Annotated in this window: 16 protein-coding genes; 7 read left to right on the top strand and 9 right to left on the bottom strand. The window is 67.2% G+C overall.

The annotated features are described in order from the left end of the window. Position 1 precedes the first annotated feature (1 nt). From BLW05_RS09615 to BLW05_RS09600, 4 genes are all read right to left on the bottom strand, one after another. The gene (locus BLW05_RS09615) at positions 2–898 is read right to left on the bottom strand and encodes an aldo/keto reductase (RefSeq protein ID WP_093162015.1); all 897 of its coding nucleotides are present in this window, start codon (positions 896–898) and stop codon (positions 2–4) included. Then, complete coding sequence (locus tag BLW05_RS09610; protein WP_177142600.1) at positions 895–2,208, bottom strand: NTP/NDP exchange transporter; 1,314 nt, start codon at positions 2,206–2,208, stop codon at positions 895–897. Before BLW05_RS09610 ends, BLW05_RS09615 begins: the two co-directional genes overlap by 4 nt. Beyond that, entirely contained in the window at positions 2,205–2,948 is a 744-nt protein-coding gene (locus tag BLW05_RS09605; protein WP_093162014.1) for an NADPH-dependent F420 reductase, read from the bottom strand. The genes BLW05_RS09610 and BLW05_RS09605 overlap by 4 nt, the downstream gene beginning before the upstream one ends. A gap of 79 nt (positions 2,949–3,027) precedes the next feature. Then, positions 3,028–4,008: a Bug family tripartite tricarboxylate transporter substrate binding protein gene (locus BLW05_RS09600; RefSeq protein WP_093162012.1), complete on the bottom strand. Its 981-nt coding sequence runs from the start codon at positions 4,006–4,008 to the stop codon at positions 3,028–3,030. A gap of 144 nt (positions 4,009–4,152) precedes the next feature. Between BLW05_RS09600 and BLW05_RS09595 the strand changes: the two genes are divergently transcribed. The 3 genes from BLW05_RS09595 (at position 4,153) to BLW05_RS09585 (ending at position 6,390) form a co-directional block, all read left to right on the top strand. Beyond that, a complete protein-coding gene (locus BLW05_RS09595) occupies positions 4,153–4,449 on the top strand; it encodes a LysR family transcriptional regulator (protein WP_093162178.1) in 297 nt (98 codons plus the stop codon). Between the two features lie 71 nt (positions 4,450–4,520). Next, on the top strand, positions 4,521–5,021 hold the full coding sequence (locus BLW05_RS09590; protein WP_093162011.1) for a hypothetical protein: 501 nt from the start codon (positions 4,521–4,523) through the stop codon (positions 5,019–5,021). Positions 5,022–5,034: 13 nt separating this feature from the next. Further along, the gene (locus BLW05_RS09585; protein WP_093162009.1) at positions 5,035–6,390 is read left to right on the top strand and encodes a GAF domain-containing protein; all 1,356 of its coding nucleotides are present in this window, start codon (positions 5,035–5,037) and stop codon (positions 6,388–6,390) included. Positions 6,391–6,394: 4 nt separating this feature from the next. On the opposite strand, the gene BLW05_RS09580 is transcribed toward BLW05_RS09585, so the two are convergent. Beyond that, entirely contained in the window at positions 6,395–7,114 is a 720-nt protein-coding gene (locus BLW05_RS09580; RefSeq protein WP_093162008.1) for a hemerythrin domain-containing protein, read from the bottom strand. 571 nt (positions 7,115–7,685) lie between these two features. Here BLW05_RS09580 and BLW05_RS09575 point away from each other — a divergent pair. From BLW05_RS09575 to BLW05_RS09565, 3 genes are all read left to right on the top strand, one after another. Continuing rightward, positions 7,686–9,923, top strand: coding sequence for a glycosyl hydrolase family 28 protein (locus BLW05_RS09575; protein WP_093162006.1), 2,238 nt, complete (start codon positions 7,686–7,688; stop codon positions 9,921–9,923). Positions 9,924–10,034: 111 nt separating this feature from the next. Continuing rightward, on the top strand, positions 10,035–10,481 hold the full coding sequence (locus BLW05_RS09570; RefSeq protein WP_093162005.1) for a universal stress protein: 447 nt from the start codon (positions 10,035–10,037) through the stop codon (positions 10,479–10,481). A 152-nt stretch (positions 10,482–10,633) separates the two neighbouring features. After that, positions 10,634–11,293 (top strand): ribonuclease T2 family protein, encoded by a 660-nt coding sequence (locus tag BLW05_RS09565; RefSeq protein WP_093162003.1) that lies wholly within the window; start codon positions 10,634–10,636, stop codon positions 11,291–11,293. Positions 11,294–11,320: 27 nt separating this feature from the next. Here BLW05_RS09565 and BLW05_RS09560 read toward each other — a convergent pair whose 3' ends face one another. Both BLW05_RS09560 and BLW05_RS09555 read right to left on the bottom strand, forming a co-directional pair. Further along, on the bottom strand, positions 11,321–12,232 hold the full coding sequence (locus tag BLW05_RS09560; protein ID WP_093162177.1) for a hypothetical protein: 912 nt from the start codon (positions 12,230–12,232) through the stop codon (positions 11,321–11,323). A 61-nt stretch (positions 12,233–12,293) separates the two neighbouring features. Continuing rightward, entirely contained in the window at positions 12,294–14,657 is a 2,364-nt protein-coding gene (locus BLW05_RS09555; protein WP_093162002.1) for a YgiQ family radical SAM protein, read from the bottom strand. Positions 14,658–14,807: 150 nt separating this feature from the next. Between BLW05_RS09555 and BLW05_RS09550 the strand changes: the two genes are divergently transcribed. Then, a complete protein-coding gene (locus BLW05_RS09550) occupies positions 14,808–15,764 on the top strand; it encodes a bifunctional helix-turn-helix transcriptional regulator/GNAT family N-acetyltransferase (RefSeq protein ID WP_371126927.1) in 957 nt (318 codons plus the stop codon). Positions 15,765–15,777: 13 nt separating this feature from the next. Here the strand turns inward: BLW05_RS09550 and BLW05_RS09545 are convergent, their stop codons facing one another. Together BLW05_RS09545 and BLW05_RS09540 are read right to left on the bottom strand one after the other, a co-directional pair. Continuing rightward, entirely contained in the window at positions 15,778–16,095 is a 318-nt protein-coding gene (locus BLW05_RS09545; protein ID WP_093161999.1) for a cupin domain-containing protein, read from the bottom strand. A gap of 87 nt (positions 16,096–16,182) precedes the next feature. Next, complete coding sequence (locus tag BLW05_RS09540; RefSeq protein WP_093161997.1) at positions 16,183–17,160, bottom strand: Bug family tripartite tricarboxylate transporter substrate binding protein; 978 nt, start codon at positions 17,158–17,160, stop codon at positions 16,183–16,185. Positions 17,161–17,167 lie beyond the last annotated feature (7 nt).

Raw genomic sequence — 17,167 nt, 5'->3', positions numbered from 1 at the left:
GTCAAAGGCCCTTCACGAACTCCACCATCCGTTTGCGCTCGGCAGCATCGGGCAGGCGACCCCGCATTGCGCCGAGGTTGTCCGCCATGTGCGCCGGATCGGACGTGCCCGGAATCACCGCCGTCACGCGCTCGTCGCCCAGCAGGTACTTCAGGAAGAACTGCGCCCAGCTCTCGGCGAAGGCCGTCGACCAGTCGGGCAGCGACTTGCCGCGCACCGCGCGGAACAGCCGGCCGCGGCCGAAAGGCAGCGCCGTCAGCACGCCGGCACGGACCTCGGCGGCCAGCGGCAGGATGCGTTCCTCGACCTCGCGGTTGTCGAGCGAGTAGTCGATCTGCACGAAATCCGGCTTCTCGCGCCGCAGCACCGACTCGACCGCAGCGTAGGCGCGCTCGGAGGTCGACGTGATGCCGACGTAGCGGCACACGCCCTGCGTCTTCCATGTCTTGAATTGCGCCAGCGACTGCGCCGGGTCGCGCACGTTGTGAAGCTGCAGCAGATCGATGCGGCGCGTTGCGAGCCGGGTCAGGGATCGCTCGAGCTCCGCGGGGTCGGGCGACTCGAGCTTGGTGGCGACGAAGAACTTGTCGCGCGATGCGGCGGCAGGCATCGCGTGGCCCAGCACCAGTTCAGCGTCACCGTAGGTCGAAGCGGTGTCGACCAGCCTGCCGCCGTTGTCGAGCAGGGTGCGCAGGATCTGCGCCGCGGTCTCGCGGATCTTCGAATCGTCGTTGTTGAACACGATGGCCGTGCCCAGGCCGACCGCGGGAATGCGCTCGCCGCTCGACGGAATGGCGCGCGTGATGAGCGCAGTCTCCTTGCCCTGCCCCCAGCCGGCAAGCGGCCACAGCGCCGCGGACGCGAGAGCGGAAAAACTCCGCCTTGTCATCGAGGTCATGACGGTTCTCCCAATCGAGTCGATGCACGGGCCGGCGCGCTGCCGACGGACTGCGATGCGCGGCGCTCGTGCGTGCGGCCCAATGCGCCCGACAGCACCAGCCACGCCGCCGCCACCGGCAGCGCGACGAGCGCAATCGCACCGATCTTGAGCCCCGCCGCGTGCAGTGCGTCGTAGACCCAGCCGTAGAGCGCATCGGAGCCGCGGTAGACCACCACGTCGATCAGGTTCTTGGCCTTGTACTTGTCCTCGCGGTCCACGACCGTGAAGAACACCTGCCGCGCTGGGTTCGCGATTGCAAAGTTCATCCAGCGTTGCACCACTTGGAACACGAGCACCACCGCCAGCCCCGGCGACCACGCGATCGCCAGGAAGCCGACGATGTAGACCGCCGGCAATGCAGCCGCCGAGACGCCTGTTCCGAAGCGCTGCAGGAAACGTCCGGTGGCAAAGACCTGCGTCGCGAGCGTGAGCAGTCCGACCGCGAGATCGATGCTGGCGAAGATGCGCGTCTGCTCGCCCGCGCCCTTGATCGTCGCCGACACCACGTTGGCCTGCATGAAGTACAGCATCGTCGCGCCGAACGACAGCAGGCTGACCCACGCCCCCACGCCGAGCAGGTACGGCGAGCGGAACATCCCCGAGATGCCCGCGAACGCGCTGCCGCCCACGCGCGCCGGCGCGCGCGGTCCGTCCTGCCGCACGCCCACGCTTCTTTCGAGCCGGTGGGCGCAGAACACCGCGATTTCCAGGAACACGATCGCCGCGATCAGCAGGTTGTGCGGCCCGAGCGGCACCGCGAGCACGATGGTGATCGTCGGCCCCAGCAGCGCACCCGCCGTACCGCCGGCGCCGATGAAGCCGAAGAGCCGCGTGGCCTGCTCGCTCGTGAAGAGGTCCGCCATGAAGGACCAGAACACCGCCACCGCGAACAGATTGAAGACGCTCACCCAGACGAAGAACACCCGCGCCACGACCACCGGCGCGGTGCCCAGTGCGAGCAGCACCCAGAACACCGCGAGGTTGAGGACGAAGAAGTGATAGACGATGGGGATGAAGCGCGCGCGCGGCAGCCTCGCGACCAGCGCGCCGTAGAGCGGCTGCACCGCCAGCAGCGTCATGAAGGTCGCGGTGAAGAGCCAGGGCAGCGCTCGCGTGCCACCCGCGATGCCCATCTGGTCGCGCAGCGGCCGCAGCACGTAGTAGCCCGCGAGCAGCGCGAAGAAATAGCCGAAGGACCACAACGCAGCCGCCAGCTCCTGCGGCGTGGCCGGAACCACCCGCCGCAGCCAGGGCTCGCGCGGTGTCATGGCGCGAGCGACAGCTTCTGCCTGAGTTCAGCCGCACTCACCGACTGGCCGTAGCCCGGCCCGCCGCGCTGGAACTTGCGCGCATCGGCCAGCTTGCCGACCACCACCGGATCGAAACCGGCATCGGTGACCAGCGCTGCGGCGACCTTCACCGCTTCCGGGTCGTCACCGGCGATCGGGATCGCAAGCCTTGGCGGCGGCCGGTTGGCCTCTCGCGCGAAGATCGCATAGGACATGGTGTTGAACGCACGCACCAGCCGCGCGCCGCCCAGGTACTTCTGCGACACCACGCCGATGCCTTCCTGCTCCACCTCGTCGGCCACGGTGGTGCCGTCGCGCCCCGCCACGGCATTGCAGGCATCGAGCAGGATCTTGCCCTTGAGCGCACCGCCGTAGTCCTTGCCGATCTGCGGCAGCGCGCCATAGGGCACCGCGATGAACAGCGCTTCGCCGAAAGCGATCGCCTCGGCCACCGTGCCTGCCTTCGCGAGCGGACCGAGGCCCGCGACGAGGTCCTTGAGTTCATCCGGGTGGCGCGATGACAGCATCACCGGATGACCGGCCTTCACCCACAGCCCGCCGATGGTGCCGCCCATCCGGCCTGCGCCGATGATGCCGATGCGCATGCCGGATGTTGTCTGCGCTGCCGCGCTGCGCGGTGCGAGCGCCACCAGCAGCGCACAGCCACCTGCGATCAGCACCCCCCGGCGGAGGGGGTCGGGACGTGAATGTCGGAGCATCGGAACCTCCTTGGGTCCAGCGAACCGGCATCATCTTCCCGCGCACATGCGGCTGCAAGCGGCTCCCGTGTAAAGCCAATCAGAGCTTGATGCCGGCGCTCTTGACGGTGGGCGCGAGCACGTCGACCTGCTCCTTGACGATGGTCTCGAAGCGCGCGGTGCTCTCGGGCTTGGCGACGATGCCGAGGTCGATCAGCTTCTTCTGCACATCGGGCATCGCCAGCACCTCGTTGCACGCGCTGTTGAGCTTCGCGACCAGGTCGGGCGGCAGCTTGGCCGGGCCGGAAAGGCCGAAGAAGTTTTCCAGCACCAGCTTGGGCTGGCCGAGCTCGACGATGGTCGGCACGTCGGGCATCAACGGCGAGCGCGTGGTGCTGGTCACCGCCAGCGGCGTGAGCTGGCCGCCCTTGAAGTACGGCACGTAGGCCGTGATGACGTCGATGCCGACCGGGATCACGTTGGCGATCAGGTCCGTCGTCATCGGCGCTCCGCCGCGGTAGGGCACGTGCACGAGATTCGCGCCGGTGATCTTCCTGATGAGTTCACCGTGGACATGACCGATCGATCCCGGGCCGCCCGAGCCGAAATCCAGTCGACCGTCCTTGCGGGCGCGGGTTTCGATATCGGCAAAGTGCGTGATGCCCGAGGGCTTGCTCGCCATGATCACCAGCGGCGCGGAGCCGAGGGATGCGATCGGCGTGAAGGCAGTCACCGGGTCGTAGGGTTGCTTGTCGAGCAGGAAGGGACCGAGCGCGATCGGCGTGGTGTTCGACAGCATCAAGGTGTAGCCGTCGGCCGGCGCGCTCGCGACCTGCATGCCGCCGATGGTGCCGCCCGCGCCGGGCTTGTTGTCGACCACCACCGGCTGCCCGAGCTTCTTGCCAAGCTGCTCGGCCATGATGCGCGCGAGGATGTCGCTGGAGCCGCCGGGCGGGAAGGTGACGATGATCTTGATCGGCCTGTCCGGCCACTGCGCGAAGGCCGGCAGCGCGAAAGCGGCCGCGCCGGCCGCCAGAAGCTGGAGCGCGCCGCGGCGCGTGGGACGTTGGATGGTGTTCATGCCATCACCCAGCAATTCCAATGCCCGCTCGACCATGGCACGCCAATCGCTTGCGTCATGGCAGGAACACGGCTGGGCTTGCTTGCGAAGCCATCGGCGATCGGCGCCGGTGCGTCGCGGCACCAAGGCTGTGCGACGAACGCCATGCCACGCCCCAATGCCGCCGCCGATGTCGAACTGCTGCGCGTCTTCAGCACGCTGATGGACGAACGCAGCCTCGCGCGGACCGCCACCCGGCTGGGACGGTCGCGGGACGCGGTCGACACCGCGCTTCGGCACTTGCGCCGGATCTTCGGCGACCCGCTGCTCCTGAAGGACGGCGCGCGCATGGCGCCGACAGAGCGTGCACTGGCGCTGGAGGCCTCGCTGCGCCCGGCGTTCGCCCCGACGGAACAGCAGTCGCCAACGGCGTCGAGGCCACGCGCACGCTGGCGGGCCTGACCGCCACGGCGCAGACACTGTCGGGAAAGAGGACTTTTGTATCAAAATCCCGTCTCTTTCCCGGCCATCCCATGCCCGAAGTCCCCCCACTCCATCCGCTGCTGAGTCCCGAGCACATCGCGCTGATCAACAAGGGCGTATCCACCATCGTGGCTTCGCGCGACGCGGCATTGCGGCCGAGCGTGATGCGTGCGGTCGGCGCGCGAATCTCGGCGGACGGCACGCGGATCACCGTCTTCGTCTCGCGGGGACAGTCGCGCCAGCTCCTGCAGGACATCGCCGCCACGGGCCACGTCGCGGTGGTCTTCAGCCAGCCGCTGAGCCATCGCACGGTGCAGGTCAAGGCGACCGAAGCCGAGCTTCGTCCTGCGCAGGAAGACGACCTGCTCGTGCTGCGCCGCTACCTGGCGTCGATGGAAGAGGAAGTCGCCGCCGTCGGCTTCGATGCGCGCTTCGTCCGCGCGATGCTCGCCTTCCGGCTCGACGAAGTGGTGGCGATCAGCTTCACGCCCACCGAAGCCTTCGACCAGACCCCAGGCCCCAAGGCCGGCACCGCCCTTCCGGCCACCTGAAGCAGCCAGCGCGATGAGCACCTGCACACCATCACTGAACGACATCCGCGCCTGCTTCGAAGGCGCGATCCCGGCCATGATGGCGACCTGCGCCGAGGACGGCACACCCAACGTCGCCCTGATTTCGCAGGTGCACTACATGGACGAGCGCCATGTCGCTCTGTCGTACCAGTTCTTCAACAAGACCCGGGCGAACATCCTCGCCAATCCCTACGCGAGCGTGCTGCTGATGGATCCCGTCAACGCAGGCTTCTACCGCCTGCGGCTGCGCTACCTCCGGACCGAGTCCGGTGGCGCGTTGTTCGAGCGCATGAAGGCGCAACTCGCAGGCATCGCCTCGCACTCAGGCATGGCGGGCGTGTTCCGGCTGCTCGGCTCCGACGTGTACGAGGTTGAAGCTGTCGAGAGCGTCGAAGGCGAACGGCTCACCCCGACCACGCATCCCAGGCCCAGCCTGCTCGCCGGCGTGCGCCGGGCCACCGAGCGCATGGCCGGGTGCTGCGCCACCGACGAGTTGCTGCAGACGGTGCTCGCCGCGCTCAACGACCACCTCGGTGTGCGCCATGCGATGGTGCTGATGCTGGACACGGCCACGCAGCGCCTCTACACGGTGGCGAGTTGCGGCTACGCCACCTCCGGCATCGGCTCGGAGATCGAGATGGGACACGGCGTGATCGGCGTCGCCGCGCGCGAGCGCACGCCGGTGCGGATCAGCCACATGACGAACGCCGCGAGCTACAGCCACGCCGTGCGCAGCAGCCTGCGCGCGACCGAGCCGGGCATTGCGCTCGACACCGAGATTCCGTTTCCCGGCCTGGCGGAGCCGCACAGCCAGCTCGCCGCGCCGATCGTTTCGGGCGGGCGGCTGCTCGGCGCGCTGTTCGTCGAGAGCCCGACGGAACTGCGCTTCGGTTTCGAGGACGAGGACGCGCTGGTCGCGGTCGCAAGCCATCTCGGCGCCGCGCTGGAACTGCTGCGCGCGGCCGACGAGCCCGCTGCCGCCTGGGAACCCGCACCGCCCGCCGCGCCGTCGGCCAGCGGTGCGCCGCTGCCGGTGCGCCATTACCTCGCGAACAACAGCGTGTTCATCGCCGACAGCTACCTGATCAAGGGCGTTGCCGGCGCGATCCTCGGCAAGCTGCTGCGCGAGTATTCGCAGCAGGGCCGAACCGAGTTCACCAACCGCGAGCTGCGGCTCGATCCGTCCATCCGGCTGCCCGACCTGGCGGACAACCTCGAGGCGCGGCTGGTGCTGCTGCAGCGGCGGCTCGCCGAAAACAGCCCGCACCTGCGCATCGAGAAGACCGGCCGCGGCCGCTTCAGGCTGCACGTGGAACGACCGGTCACGCTCACCGAAATCGCAGGCTGAACGCCTACCACTGCGCCGACAGGCCAAGGCTGGCGGCGAGCTTGGCCCATTCGCGTTCGCTCAGGTGCGGGCGCACCACGTCGAGCGCCGCCGCGAAGGCCGGTGCCGGCGCATGGTCGCGCATGTCGCCGAGCATCGCGGTGCGCTCGGCCGGGTTCATGAAAGGCACCATCCAGCGCATCACGAACATCATTTCCTCCGGCGGAATCGAGGCGACCAGCGCACCGTGGAGCTCCATGAGTTCCGCATCGGTGAAGCGCGCCCAGAGTACCGCGTTGTGCGCCGTCTCTTCCACGTGCATGTGCTCGAAGTTGTGCGCGATGAAAACCGACAGCGCCCGGTACAGCGCGAGCGTGCGTTCGCCCCGCACTGCGGGGTCGCACTGCAGCAGCGCGGTCGTCTGATTGGCGAGCGCATCGATCGCCTCGACGTGTTCCTGGTGCTCGTGCGCGATGCGCCCGCTGGAGCCCGCCGCGCGCGATTCCATCGCGGCATGAATGAAGTCGTTCTCGTGCTTCAGGTGTGCGCGGCAGAACTCGAGCAGTTCGAGCACGCGCTGCGTGGTCTGTGCGAGCTCGAGCCCGTCGTCGTGGTCCATGCGGCCCAGGGCCAGGAGGTTGTCGGCCATCAGCGCGCGCAGGGCCTTGTGGATGCCGGCATACATGTCAACACGGGGCGCAGCGGCGGCGGCGACTTGGCGCATTTCGCGCGGATCGATGTTCATGGGAGTCCTTGTCTTCCGGTTCAGCGGCGGGCGCACCGTGCGCTCTCCTGCTGGGAAGAAAGTCTAGGAATGAGGTCTCTCGCGCGCCGCTAAGAATTGCTTAACGAACCCCTCAGCAAACCTTAAATAACGGTCTAGGCTAATTGGCCAGAACCTTTGGGAGCACTGCCCCTGATGTCGAGGAATGTCTCCAAATCACATCAGTTGTTCTAGGACATCGTACAACTTAGCAGGTAAGAAAAGGCACGCAAATCGTCGAGGTGCAGGGGTTTTCACTATGAAATCAACCCCATTGACAGACGAAATCCGCTCTGATGAAATCCGTCCTGTTGTACGACAACTGTTGACGAATTTCAAAAGTACACACATGAGACAAGCCCTCCCGCCCCCAACCCGCCGCCCCAGCGCCGCACCGCCCCGACGCTGATCCACACCTCCGGACCCGCTTCCGGCGCGCTGCGATGTCGCTGCGCGCCGCGATGAGTCACGCCCGTTCGCCGCCTTCACGGCTGCGGCGGCGGCAGGCCACCCCCCCCGCTTTTCGACAACAACCACCGCAAGAGGACCTCCGATGAAGACGTCTACCCGCCCCCCCCATTCCGCACGCTGGCCCCTGCCGCTCGCGGCCCCTCTCGCGACGCTGGTCGCTGCTGCTTCGCTCTCCGCCTGCGGCGGCGGAAGCAGCAGCGGCAACGCCGCGCTGCTGGCCACTTCGGGTTCGTCCAGCACGCAGACGCCGGTCACCGCGCCGGCGACGTCCTCGGATTCCTCGGTCGCCCAGAAGAACGCCTTCCAGGTGGGCACCACCACCTTCGATCCGGCCCTGCCGCCCGAGCCCACGCTGCCGACCGACGCCCAGGTCTGCGCAACGCTCGAGGCCAGCAACAACCTCGTGCGGCGCCCGGACGGCGCGCTGCCGCCCGAAGCAGACCCCTCGATCGCCGGCGTCGGCAAGGCTGTCAGCGCGGCCACCGCCAACCCGGACCAGGCGCGCATCCAGGCGGCGCTCGATGCTTGCGGCGCAGCGGTCAACGCGGAGGTCGGCGCGGCCATCCTGGCAGCAGACGCCTCGGCAACCGCCGACCAGAAGGCCGCCGCACTGCCCAACATCAACATCGCGGGCGCCAGCGGCGAAGAGCTGGCCAAGCCGCAGTACAAGCCGAGCAAGTTCGCTGTGCGCCTGACGGTCAACAGCAGCGGCCCCGGCAACGGCTTCATCTCGGGCCCGCTCACGCTGCCCTCGGGCGTGACGCTGTGGATCGACAAGGGCGCCACGCTCTATGCCACGCGCGACGTGATGGCCTACCTGAACGGGGCGGGCAAGTATTGCGGCAATACGGCGGTGAGCGCGACGCAGGCCGGCAGCTCGGGCAACTGCAAGGCGCTCATCAATGGCGACTACCTGGTCAACTCGGCCGTGGTCGGCGAAGGGAGCATCGACAGCCGCGCCTACGCGGAGATCGTCACCACAAATGCGCTCTATCCGATCATGAAGGTCGACCTGAGCTGCTCCAACACCTACGCAGCCTACGCGGCCACGCCCAGCGCCCAGGCCCCCGACGGCACCGCGTGCGACAACGGCGGCACGTTCGTCGACTCCAAGTCCTCGGTGCGCAACATGACCTGGTGGGACCTCGCCTACCTCGGCAACATGGTCCAGAACGGCACCACCGGCTCGGGCTCGCAGTCGAACTTCCGGATGATGGTGTTCAACTACGCCAAGAACCTGACGCTCTACAAGATCACGCTCAACAACAGCGCCAACTTCCACGTGGTGCCCAGCGGCGTCGACGGCCTGACGGTGTGGAACGTCAAGGTGCAGACGCCGACGCTGGCGGCCTTCGCCAACCCGGCGGGCAACGGCAATCCGCTCTACACCGGCGAGACCTTCAACGCCGACAACGTGAAAAACACCGATGCGTTCGACCCCGGCTCCGCGTCCAGCGCCAAGTCCAATGCGCTCACGACCGGCAGCACGACGACCTCGTCGGCCAAGATGTCCTTCGACGGCTACCTGAAGAACTTCGTCTTTGCCTACAACTACGTCAGCACGGGCGATGACGACATTGCGCTCAAGGGCAGCAACAACCCCAACGCAGTCGGCTTCGGCATCGACGGCAACCGCGGCAAGCGCGGCGACCGGGCCCATGGCATCGTGATCGCGCACAACCACATCTACTGGGGCCACGGCATCTCGGTGGGCAGCGAAACCAACGCCGGCGTGACGAACGTCGAGGTCTACGACAACTCCTTCCTCAATTCGGAAGAAGGCCTGCGCATCAAGTCCGACTACGCACGCGGCGGCGAGGTGAGCAACATCAACTACCGCAACATCTGCATCAAGAATGCGCAGAACGCCTTGCTCTTCACCCCCTACTACAGCACCAAGGCGCTGTCGGGCGGCGTTCCGAAGGTGCCGAACTTCCACGACATCACGCTCGGCAACGTGCGCATCCTGGGCGAGTCCAAGGTCAAGCTGCAGGGCTTCGCGGCGAACACGGGCGGCTACTTCACGCCGACCGCCGCCTACCCGACGGGCTACCTGCCGGCCTACCCGCTGGTCGTGTCGATGACGCAGGTGGCCGCGGACGATCCGTCGCTGATCTCGCTGATTTCCTCCGACGCGAACATCACGCTCGACACGGTGAACCTGCCGATCCAGGCCTCGACCGCCAACCGCATCGTGGTGAACGGCCAGGCCAGCCTGAAGGTGGACGTCGACAAGGTGCTCGACTGCAGCCAGGCCTTCGTGGACTTCCCTTCCATCGGCGCGTCGAACCCGTTCGGCACGCACTGGGTCAGCCAGTGATCCTGCAGCGCTAGGCAAGCCCGCCTAGACGCCTGCCGGCGCTTGCCCCGCGCGCCCGCCCGTACTACGCTGAGTGTGCGGGCGGGCGTCTCCCGTCCGGGGAGCAGCGCCATGTATGAACGCATCCTCGTTGCCACCGACGGCTCCGAGCTGTCGGACCTGGCGGTCAACAGCGCCATCGATCTGGCGCTCCTGACGCAGGCGGAACTCATCGCCGTGAAGGTGGTGCACCACTATCCCGCCAGCTACTTCGAAGGCTCGATCATGCTGAGCCAGTCCGAGGTCTCGCACCTGCGCGAGCAGGCCGACTCCGAGGCGCAGCGCGTGGTCGATGCCGTCAAGGACAAGGCCGAAGGCCGCGGCGTGAAAAGCGCCCGCGCGATCGTGATGCAGGCGGAGCTCATCTCCGAGGCCATCATCGAAGCCGCGCGCGTGCATCACTGCGACCTCATCGTAATGGCCTCGCACGGCCGGCGCGGCATCAAGCGCCTGCTGATGGGGAGCGAAACCCTGCACGTGCTGACGCACTCGCACACGCCGGTGCTGGTGCTGCGCTGAAGCGCTCGATGCTGCACGCCGCGGCGACGCGGCGCTTTCCCGCCAGGCAGCGGGGTGTGCCCGGCTTTGATCGGGCGACGCTCCCTCCTGTTGATGACGTGGATGCGCTGCAGTGGTTCTATCCTGATTCGACAGCCACTTAAGGAGGATCCATGAGAGCCTTCCTGATTGCGATCCTGGTCTGCGCCTCATTGTTCGGCGCAGATGCCGATGCCAGAGCGAAGGGGCATCCACCCGCATCCGTTGCCGGCAAGTTCGACTACTACCTGTTGACGCTGTCCTGGTCGCCTTCGTATTGCGAGGGCCATCCGCAAGACATGCAGCAGTGCGGGACCCAACGGTCCGGATTCGTCCTCCATGGACTCTGGCCACAGTACCGGGCAGGAGGATTTCCCGAGAATTGCCCGACGCGCAACCGCCTCGACGGCGGCGCCCAAAGCGTTGGCGCGAACGTCTTCCCCAGCAGCAAGCTCATCGCCCACGAATGGGATCGACATGGCACCTGCAGCGGGCTGACGGCGAAAGGCTACTTCGAGCTCGCGGACCAGGCGCACCAGTCCATCGTGATCCCGGACCAGTTCCAGCCGGGCGATGGCGTGGCCATCCTCACGAGCACCCAGATTGCACAGGCCTTCCGCGATGCGAACGCGCGGCTCTCCGATCAATCAATGGCCGTCATCTGCAGCGGGCCGGAACTGACGGAGATCCGCGTGTGCCTGACCAAGACACTCGAGCCCACGGCATGCGGGGCGGATGTGCACAGCGTCTGCCGCAGCAGCCCGGTCAGGGCTTCGGGCGCGGCGGCGAGGTAGCCTTCCCGGTGAATTGCGCCCGTCGCGTCAGCGCGCGGCCGCGGCGTCGCGCTGGCGGTCCTCGCGCTTGACCGCGAGGTAGGTCGCGAGATCGACCTCGTGCAGTTGGGTCGGGTACTGCTCGACCGACTGGAACCACGCGTTCAGGCGCTTGTCGGCGCGCTCGGGTGCAGGCGCCGCGAAACCGTTGAGATAGGCATCCAGCGCGATGAAGTAGCGCATGGCATTGCGCTCCATCAGGCCGCGCAGTCCCTTGATGAACTCGGGCTTGCCCTCGGACGTCTTGCCCACCACCGCGAAGCCGACCTTGTCGCTGCCGAAGGTCGCGAGGTAGGCCATGGTGGCGAGCCGCGCGACCATGTTGTGGTCGTAGGCGTAGGCAAAATGCAGGAAGGTCTGGTGCTCGCCGAGCGGAACGGCTTCGAGCATCACGCGGTACTGGCTGGTGCCCATCGGGCCCTCTTCGGCGTAAAGCTCCACCTGCAGGTAGTCGCGCGCCGCATGGACGATGCGGTGCACGAAGGTGAGCTCGAAGGCCTGCTCGATGGGCTTGTCGTAGCGCGGCACCACGCTCAGCGTGAGCTTTTCGCCTTCGGGCGAACGCATCGCGCGGCAGCGCCGGTTGTTGATGTGCAGTACCAGCATGTCGCACCACTGGGACGAGCGCTCGAGCGCGCGGCGCACCTCGTCGATGGGGTGATCGACCACCGCGTAGATGTCGCCCTGCAGGCCGCCGTCGGTCTCCGCCGAGTCGATGACCACCGGCCGCTTGAGCGGGCTGCTGGCGAGCTGATCGGCGTACTTGCGGTGAAGATCGCGCATCGCCTGCGCGGAGCCCGCCTCGAGCCTGGCATGCGCATCGAGCGAACTCAGGGCCGCCATGCCGAGGAAGAGCCAGAAACCGAAACGGACGAAGAACGCGGCCAGCGGTTTTTGCATGGGCGACACCATACACGGCTACGCTGCCGCGGTCTGCCGGCCAACCGCCCGCGTGCGGCGGCTACCGGCCCTTGCGGATCGGCTTGGCCGGCGTCGCCTTCGGGCGCCCCGCCCCGGTCTCGCGAGGCGGCAGGCCGGTGTGCTGCGTGAGGATGCGGCCCTTCACGGGCTTGACGGTCTTGAGTGCGACCGCCGTCGGCGTCGAGTTCTTGCGACGTGCGCTCTGGTAGCTGCCGTCGGTCAGCGGCTGCCAGGTCGGGATCAGGTGATGCTTGCCGTTGCCGATGAGGTCGGCGCGGCCCATGGCCTTGAGCGCCTCGCGCAGCAGCGGCCAGTTGTTGGCGTCGTGATAGCGCAGGAACGCCTTGTGCAGCCGGCGCCGCTTTTCGCCGCGCACGATGTCCACCGTCTCGCTGTCGCGCGTGATCTTGCGCAGCGGGTTCTTGTTGGTGTGGTACATCGCCGTCGCGGTGGCCATCGGCGAGGGGTAGAAAGTCTGCACCTGGTCGGCGCGGAAGCCGTTCCGCTTGAGCCAGAGCGCGAGGTTCATCATGTCCTCGTCGCTGGTGCCCGGATGCGCCGCGATGAAGTACGGGATGAGGTACTGCTTCTTGCCGGCCTCGGCCGAGTACTTCTCGAACATCTGCTTGAACTTGTCGTAGCTGCCGATGCCCGGCTTCATCATCTTGGTGAGCGGGCCCTGCTCGGTGTGCTCGGGCGCGATCTTGAGATAGCCGCCGACGTGGTGCTGCACCAGTTCCTTGACGTACTCGGGCGACTGCACCGCGAGGTCGTAGCGAAGGCCCGAGCCGATCAGGATCTTCTTGATGCCCTTGAGCGCGCGCGCCCGGCGGTAGATCTTGATGAGCGGATCGTGGTTGGTGTTGAGGTTCTGGCAGATGCCCGGATACACGCAGCTCGGCTTGCGGCAGGCGGCCTCGATCTCGGGCGACTTGCAGCCGATGCGGTACATGTTGGCGGTCGGCCCGCCGAGGTCGGAGATGGTGCCGGTGAAGCCCTTCACGCTGTCGCGGATGGCCTCGACCTCCTTGATGATCGAATCTTCGGAGCGGCTCTGGATGATCCGGCCCTCGTGCTCGGTGATCGAGCAGAAGGTGCAGCCGCCGAAGCAGCCGCGCATGATGTTCACGCTGAAGCGGATCATCTCCCACGCCGGGATCTTGGTCGCGCCGTCGTGGCTGCCGTGCTCGTCGGCGTAGCGCGGATGCGGGCTGCGCGCATACGGGAGGTCGAAGACGTGGTCCATCTCGGCCGTGGTCAGCGGGATCGGCGGCGGGTTGATCCAGACGTCGCGTGCGGTCGTGCCTTCGCCGTGGGCCTGCACCAGGGCGCGGGCATTGCCGGGGTTGGTCTCCAGATGCAGCACGCGGTTGGCGTGGGCATAGAGCACCGCATCGGCGCGCACCTGCTCGTAGGAAGGCAATCTGATCACCGAGCGGTCGCGCGGCGGCACCTTGACCTTGCCTTTGCCCTGCAGCGCCGGGTTGGGCACGAACTGGATCGGCTTGATCGCCGCATTCGCGACGCTCGCCGATCCGGCTGCTTCCGCCGCCTCGGCAACGGCTTGCGCTTCTTCTTCGCGGGCGCAGCTCGCACCGTTGGCCTTGGCCTGCTCCGAGACCATCAGGTAGGGGTTGATGTGCGCCTCGACCCGGCCCGGTTCGTCGACGGTCGTGGAGTCGATCTCGAACCAGCCTTCGGGCGTCTCGCGCCGCACGAAAGCGGTGCCGCGCACATCGGTGATCTGGTGTACCGGTTCGCGCGCCGCGAGGCGATGGGCGATCTCGACGATCGCGCGCTCGGCATTGCCGTAGAGCAGCAGGTCGCACTTCGAATCGACCACGATCGAGCGGCGCACCTTGTCCTGCCAGTAATCGTAGTGGGCGATGCGGCGCAGCGACCCTTCGATGCCGCCGAGCACGATCGGCACGTCGCTCCAGGCCTCCTTGCAGCGCTGCGAGTAGACGATCGCCGCGCGGTCGGGGCGGTGACCGCCGACATCGCCGGGCGTGTACGCATCGTCGCTGCGGATCTTCCGGTCGGCGGTGTAGCGGTTGATCATCGAATCCATGTTCCCGGCGGTCACGCCGAAGAACAGGTTCGGCTTGCCCAGCGCCTTGAACGGCTCGGCGCTCTGCCAGTCGGGCTGCGCGATGATGCCGACGCGAAAACCCTGCGCCTCGAGCATGCGGCCGATCACCGCCATGCCGAAGCTCGCGTGATCGACGTAGGCGTCGCCGGTGACGACGATGATGTCGCAGCTGTCCCAGCCGAGCGCGTCCATCTCGGCGCGCGAGGTCGGCAGGAACTTGGCCGTGCCGAAGCGGGCCGCCCAGTACTTGCGGTAGCTGGTCAGCGGCTTGGCGGCGCGCGTGAAGAAGGAGACGTCGACGGGGGCGTTCATCGGGGGTGGGGTCGGCCGGAGGGGCCTCGTGGGCAACCCTCGATTTTAGGGTTTTCCATTGGAACTGTCGCCCTAAAGGCGATTCCCGCACGCGCGACCCGGATCCTTGATTAATTGCTTTTGTCAATCAATCACTTGACAATGGCAAGCATGGACGCCGTCACCACTCCCCTTTCGGACACCGTGGACACCTCGGCCGTCAAGGCCGTCCGCCAATTCAACCGCTTCTATACGCGCTGCATCGGCGTGCTCGACCCCTACCTGGGCAGCGACATGTCGCTCACCGACGTACGCGTGCTGTACGAGCTGGCGCACCGCGAATCGCCGGTCGCCAGCGAGATCGGCAAGGACCTGCATCTGGATGGCGGCTACCTGAGCCGCATCCTCCGGCGCTTCGAGGCGCAGGGCTGGCTGGTGCGCGAACCGAGCCCGCGCGACGCGCGGCAAAGCCTGCTGCGATTGACCGAGGCCGGTCACGCCGCCTTCGCGCCACTGCAGCAGAAGTCGCGCGATGAGGCCGCCGCCCTGCTCTCGCCGCTTTCGACGGCGCAGCGCGCGCAACTGATCGGCGCGATGGGCACGGTGCGGCAGTTGCTCGATCCGGCCACTGCACCGCCTGCCAAACCGCAGACTGCCGTTCTGCGCGACCCGGCGCCCGGCGATATTGGATGGGTGGTGCAACAGCACGGCGAGATCTACGCCCGCGAATACGGCTGGAACAGCGACTTCGAGGCGCTGGTGGCCGACATCGCCGGCCAGTTCCTGCGCAAGTTCCAGCCCGCCTGGGAGCGCTGCTGGATCGCCGAGCTCGACGGCGAGCGCGTCGGCGCGGTCTTCGTGGTGCGCAAGTCGGCAACCACCGCGCAGCTGCGCATGCTGATCCTCACCCCACAGGCACGCGGACTCGGGCTGGGCGGCCGGCTCACCGACGAATGCCTCTCCTTCGCGCGAAGCAAGGGCTACAGGAAGATGGTGCTGTGGACCAACAGCTGCCTCACCGCCGCACGTGCGATCTACGCGACGCGCGGGTTCAAGCTGGTGAAGTCGGAGCCCTACGAGGGCTTCGGCCAGCAGCTCGTCGGCGAGACCTGGGAACTGAAGCTCTGAGCCTCGCAGCGCATCAGCGCGGATTGCGCCGCGCAACCCAATAGGTCGCGCCCTGCGAGCCATAGCGCTCGGCATGCGGCGTGCCTGTCGGCACCATGAAGGTGTCGCCCGGCAGCAGGTGGCGCGTATTGCCTCCGCAGCTCAGCCACATCTCGCCCTGGGTGACCAGCGCGTTGGCGTCGAAGGGGTGCGTGTGCTCGTCGAGCACCGTCATCGGCGCCCACTCGCGGATCAATGCTTCGTCGAACCCGAGCGCTTTCGCCGAAGCCTCGAAATCCTCGAAGGTCCTGGCGGAAGCCGGAAAGCCTTTCTTCAGGTCGTCGTTGCTCATGGGGAACTCCTTGACCATGTCCGCGCAAGCCAAGCGCGAAGCCCCACGGTTCTACCCCCGCGAGCGCTTTCCCGCCACCACGAAACCTCAATCGGCGGTGATCTTGCGATCGCGCACGATGCTGCCCCACTTCGCATCCTCCTTGCGCATGAAGGCGGCCAGTTCAGCGCGCGTGGTCGGTTGCGGCGTCAGGCCGTGCTTGTTCAGCGCGTCCTTGACGCCGGGATCGTTGAGCACCTTCACGATCTCCACGTTCCAGCGGTCGAGGATCGGCGTCGGGGTCTTGCCGGGCGCGACGAAGGCGTACCAGTTGAGCGCCTCGAAGCCCGGGTAGCCCGATTCGGCCACGGTCGGGATGTCCGGCATGTAGGCCGGCCGCGTCAGCCCTGTGGTGGCGAGCGGGATCAGCCGGCCGGCCTCCACCTGCGGCAGCGCCGTGGGCGGGGCTGAAAAGTACGAGGCCACGCGTTCGCCGATCAGGTCCTGCATGGCCGGCGCCCCACCCTTGTAAGGCACATGGACCATGTCGATGCCCGCGCGCTGATTGAAGAGTTCGCCGGCCAGGTGCGAAGCCGAGCCAGCGCCGGTCGACGCGAAATCCACGCTGCCGGGCTTCTTCTTCGCGAGCGCGACGAATTCGCCCAGCGTCTTCACCCCGAGCGCCTTGTGCACCACCAGCACGTTGGGGAAGTTCACGCCGCCCGAGACCGGCGCCAAGTCCTTGAAGGGGTCGTAGCGCACCTTCATCACATGCGGCGCGATGGTCAGCGGCCCGATCGAGCCGAACAGCAGCATCGTTCCGTCAGTAGGCCCGCCCGTCACGAACTGATGGGCGATGTTGCCGCCAGCGCCGGCCTTGTTGTCGATGATCACGGTCTGGCCGATGTTCTCGCCGAGCTTCTTCGCGATCAGCCGGGCTGCTGCGTCGGCCGCGCCACCAGGCGCAAAGCCGACCACCATCGTGACCGGCTTGGCCGGCGGAAAGTCATTCGCCCGGGCCGGGCCGGCCAGCAGCAGCGCGCTGGCGAAAAGCGCCCCTGCGAGAAGCAGTGGTCGTTCGTTCATCGTCTCT

It is taken from the genome of Variovorax sp. YR216 (assembly GCF_900107745.1).
Lineage (GTDB): Bacteria > Pseudomonadota > Gammaproteobacteria > Burkholderiales > Burkholderiaceae_C > Variovorax.
The sequence above is the reverse complement of the archived record's forward strand: the minus strand, read 5'-3'. Positions and strand labels throughout refer to the sequence as shown.

Bases quoted from the DNA above. Each gene is read 5' to 3' on its own strand.
- BLW05_RS09550 (WP_371126927.1), top strand. From the start codon at position 14,808: ATGGACGCCGTCACCACTCCCCTTTCGGACACCGTGGACACCTCGGCC.
- BLW05_RS09545 (WP_093161999.1), bottom strand. From the start codon at position 16,095: ATGAGCAACGACGACCTGAAGAAAGGCTTTCCGGCTTCCGCCAGGACC.
- BLW05_RS09610 (WP_177142600.1), bottom strand. From the start codon at position 2,208: ATGACACCGCGCGAGCCCTGGCTGCGGCGGGTGGTTCCGGCCACGCCG.
- BLW05_RS09580 (WP_093162008.1), bottom strand. From the start codon at position 7,114: ATGAACATCGATCCGCGCGAAATGCGCCAAGTCGCCGCCGCCGCTGCG.
- BLW05_RS09555 (WP_093162002.1), bottom strand. From the start codon at position 14,657: ATGAACGCCCCCGTCGACGTCTCCTTCTTCACGCGCGCCGCCAAGCCG.
- BLW05_RS09575 (WP_093162006.1), top strand. From the start codon at position 7,686: ATGAAGACGTCTACCCGCCCCCCCCATTCCGCACGCTGGCCCCTGCCG.
- BLW05_RS09605 (WP_093162014.1), bottom strand. From the start codon at position 2,948: ATGCTCCGACATTCACGTCCCGACCCCCTCCGCCGGGGGGTGCTGATC.
- BLW05_RS09540 (WP_093161997.1), bottom strand. From the start codon at position 17,160: ATGAACGAACGACCACTGCTTCTCGCAGGGGCGCTTTTCGCCAGCGCG.
- BLW05_RS09565 (WP_093162003.1), top strand. From the start codon at position 10,634: ATGAGAGCCTTCCTGATTGCGATCCTGGTCTGCGCCTCATTGTTCGGC.
- BLW05_RS09590 (WP_093162011.1), top strand. From the start codon at position 4,521: ATGCCCGAAGTCCCCCCACTCCATCCGCTGCTGAGTCCCGAGCACATC.
- BLW05_RS09585 (WP_093162009.1), top strand. From the start codon at position 5,035: ATGAGCACCTGCACACCATCACTGAACGACATCCGCGCCTGCTTCGAA.
- BLW05_RS09595 (WP_093162178.1), top strand. From the start codon at position 4,153: ATGCCACGCCCCAATGCCGCCGCCGATGTCGAACTGCTGCGCGTCTTC.
- BLW05_RS09615 (WP_093162015.1), bottom strand. From the start codon at position 898: ATGACCTCGATGACAAGGCGGAGTTTTTCCGCTCTCGCGTCCGCGGCG.
- BLW05_RS09570 (WP_093162005.1), top strand. From the start codon at position 10,035: ATGTATGAACGCATCCTCGTTGCCACCGACGGCTCCGAGCTGTCGGAC.
- BLW05_RS09600 (WP_093162012.1), bottom strand. From the start codon at position 4,008: ATGAACACCATCCAACGTCCCACGCGCCGCGGCGCGCTCCAGCTTCTG.
- BLW05_RS09560 (WP_093162177.1), bottom strand. From the start codon at position 12,232: ATGCAAAAACCGCTGGCCGCGTTCTTCGTCCGTTTCGGTTTCTGGCTC.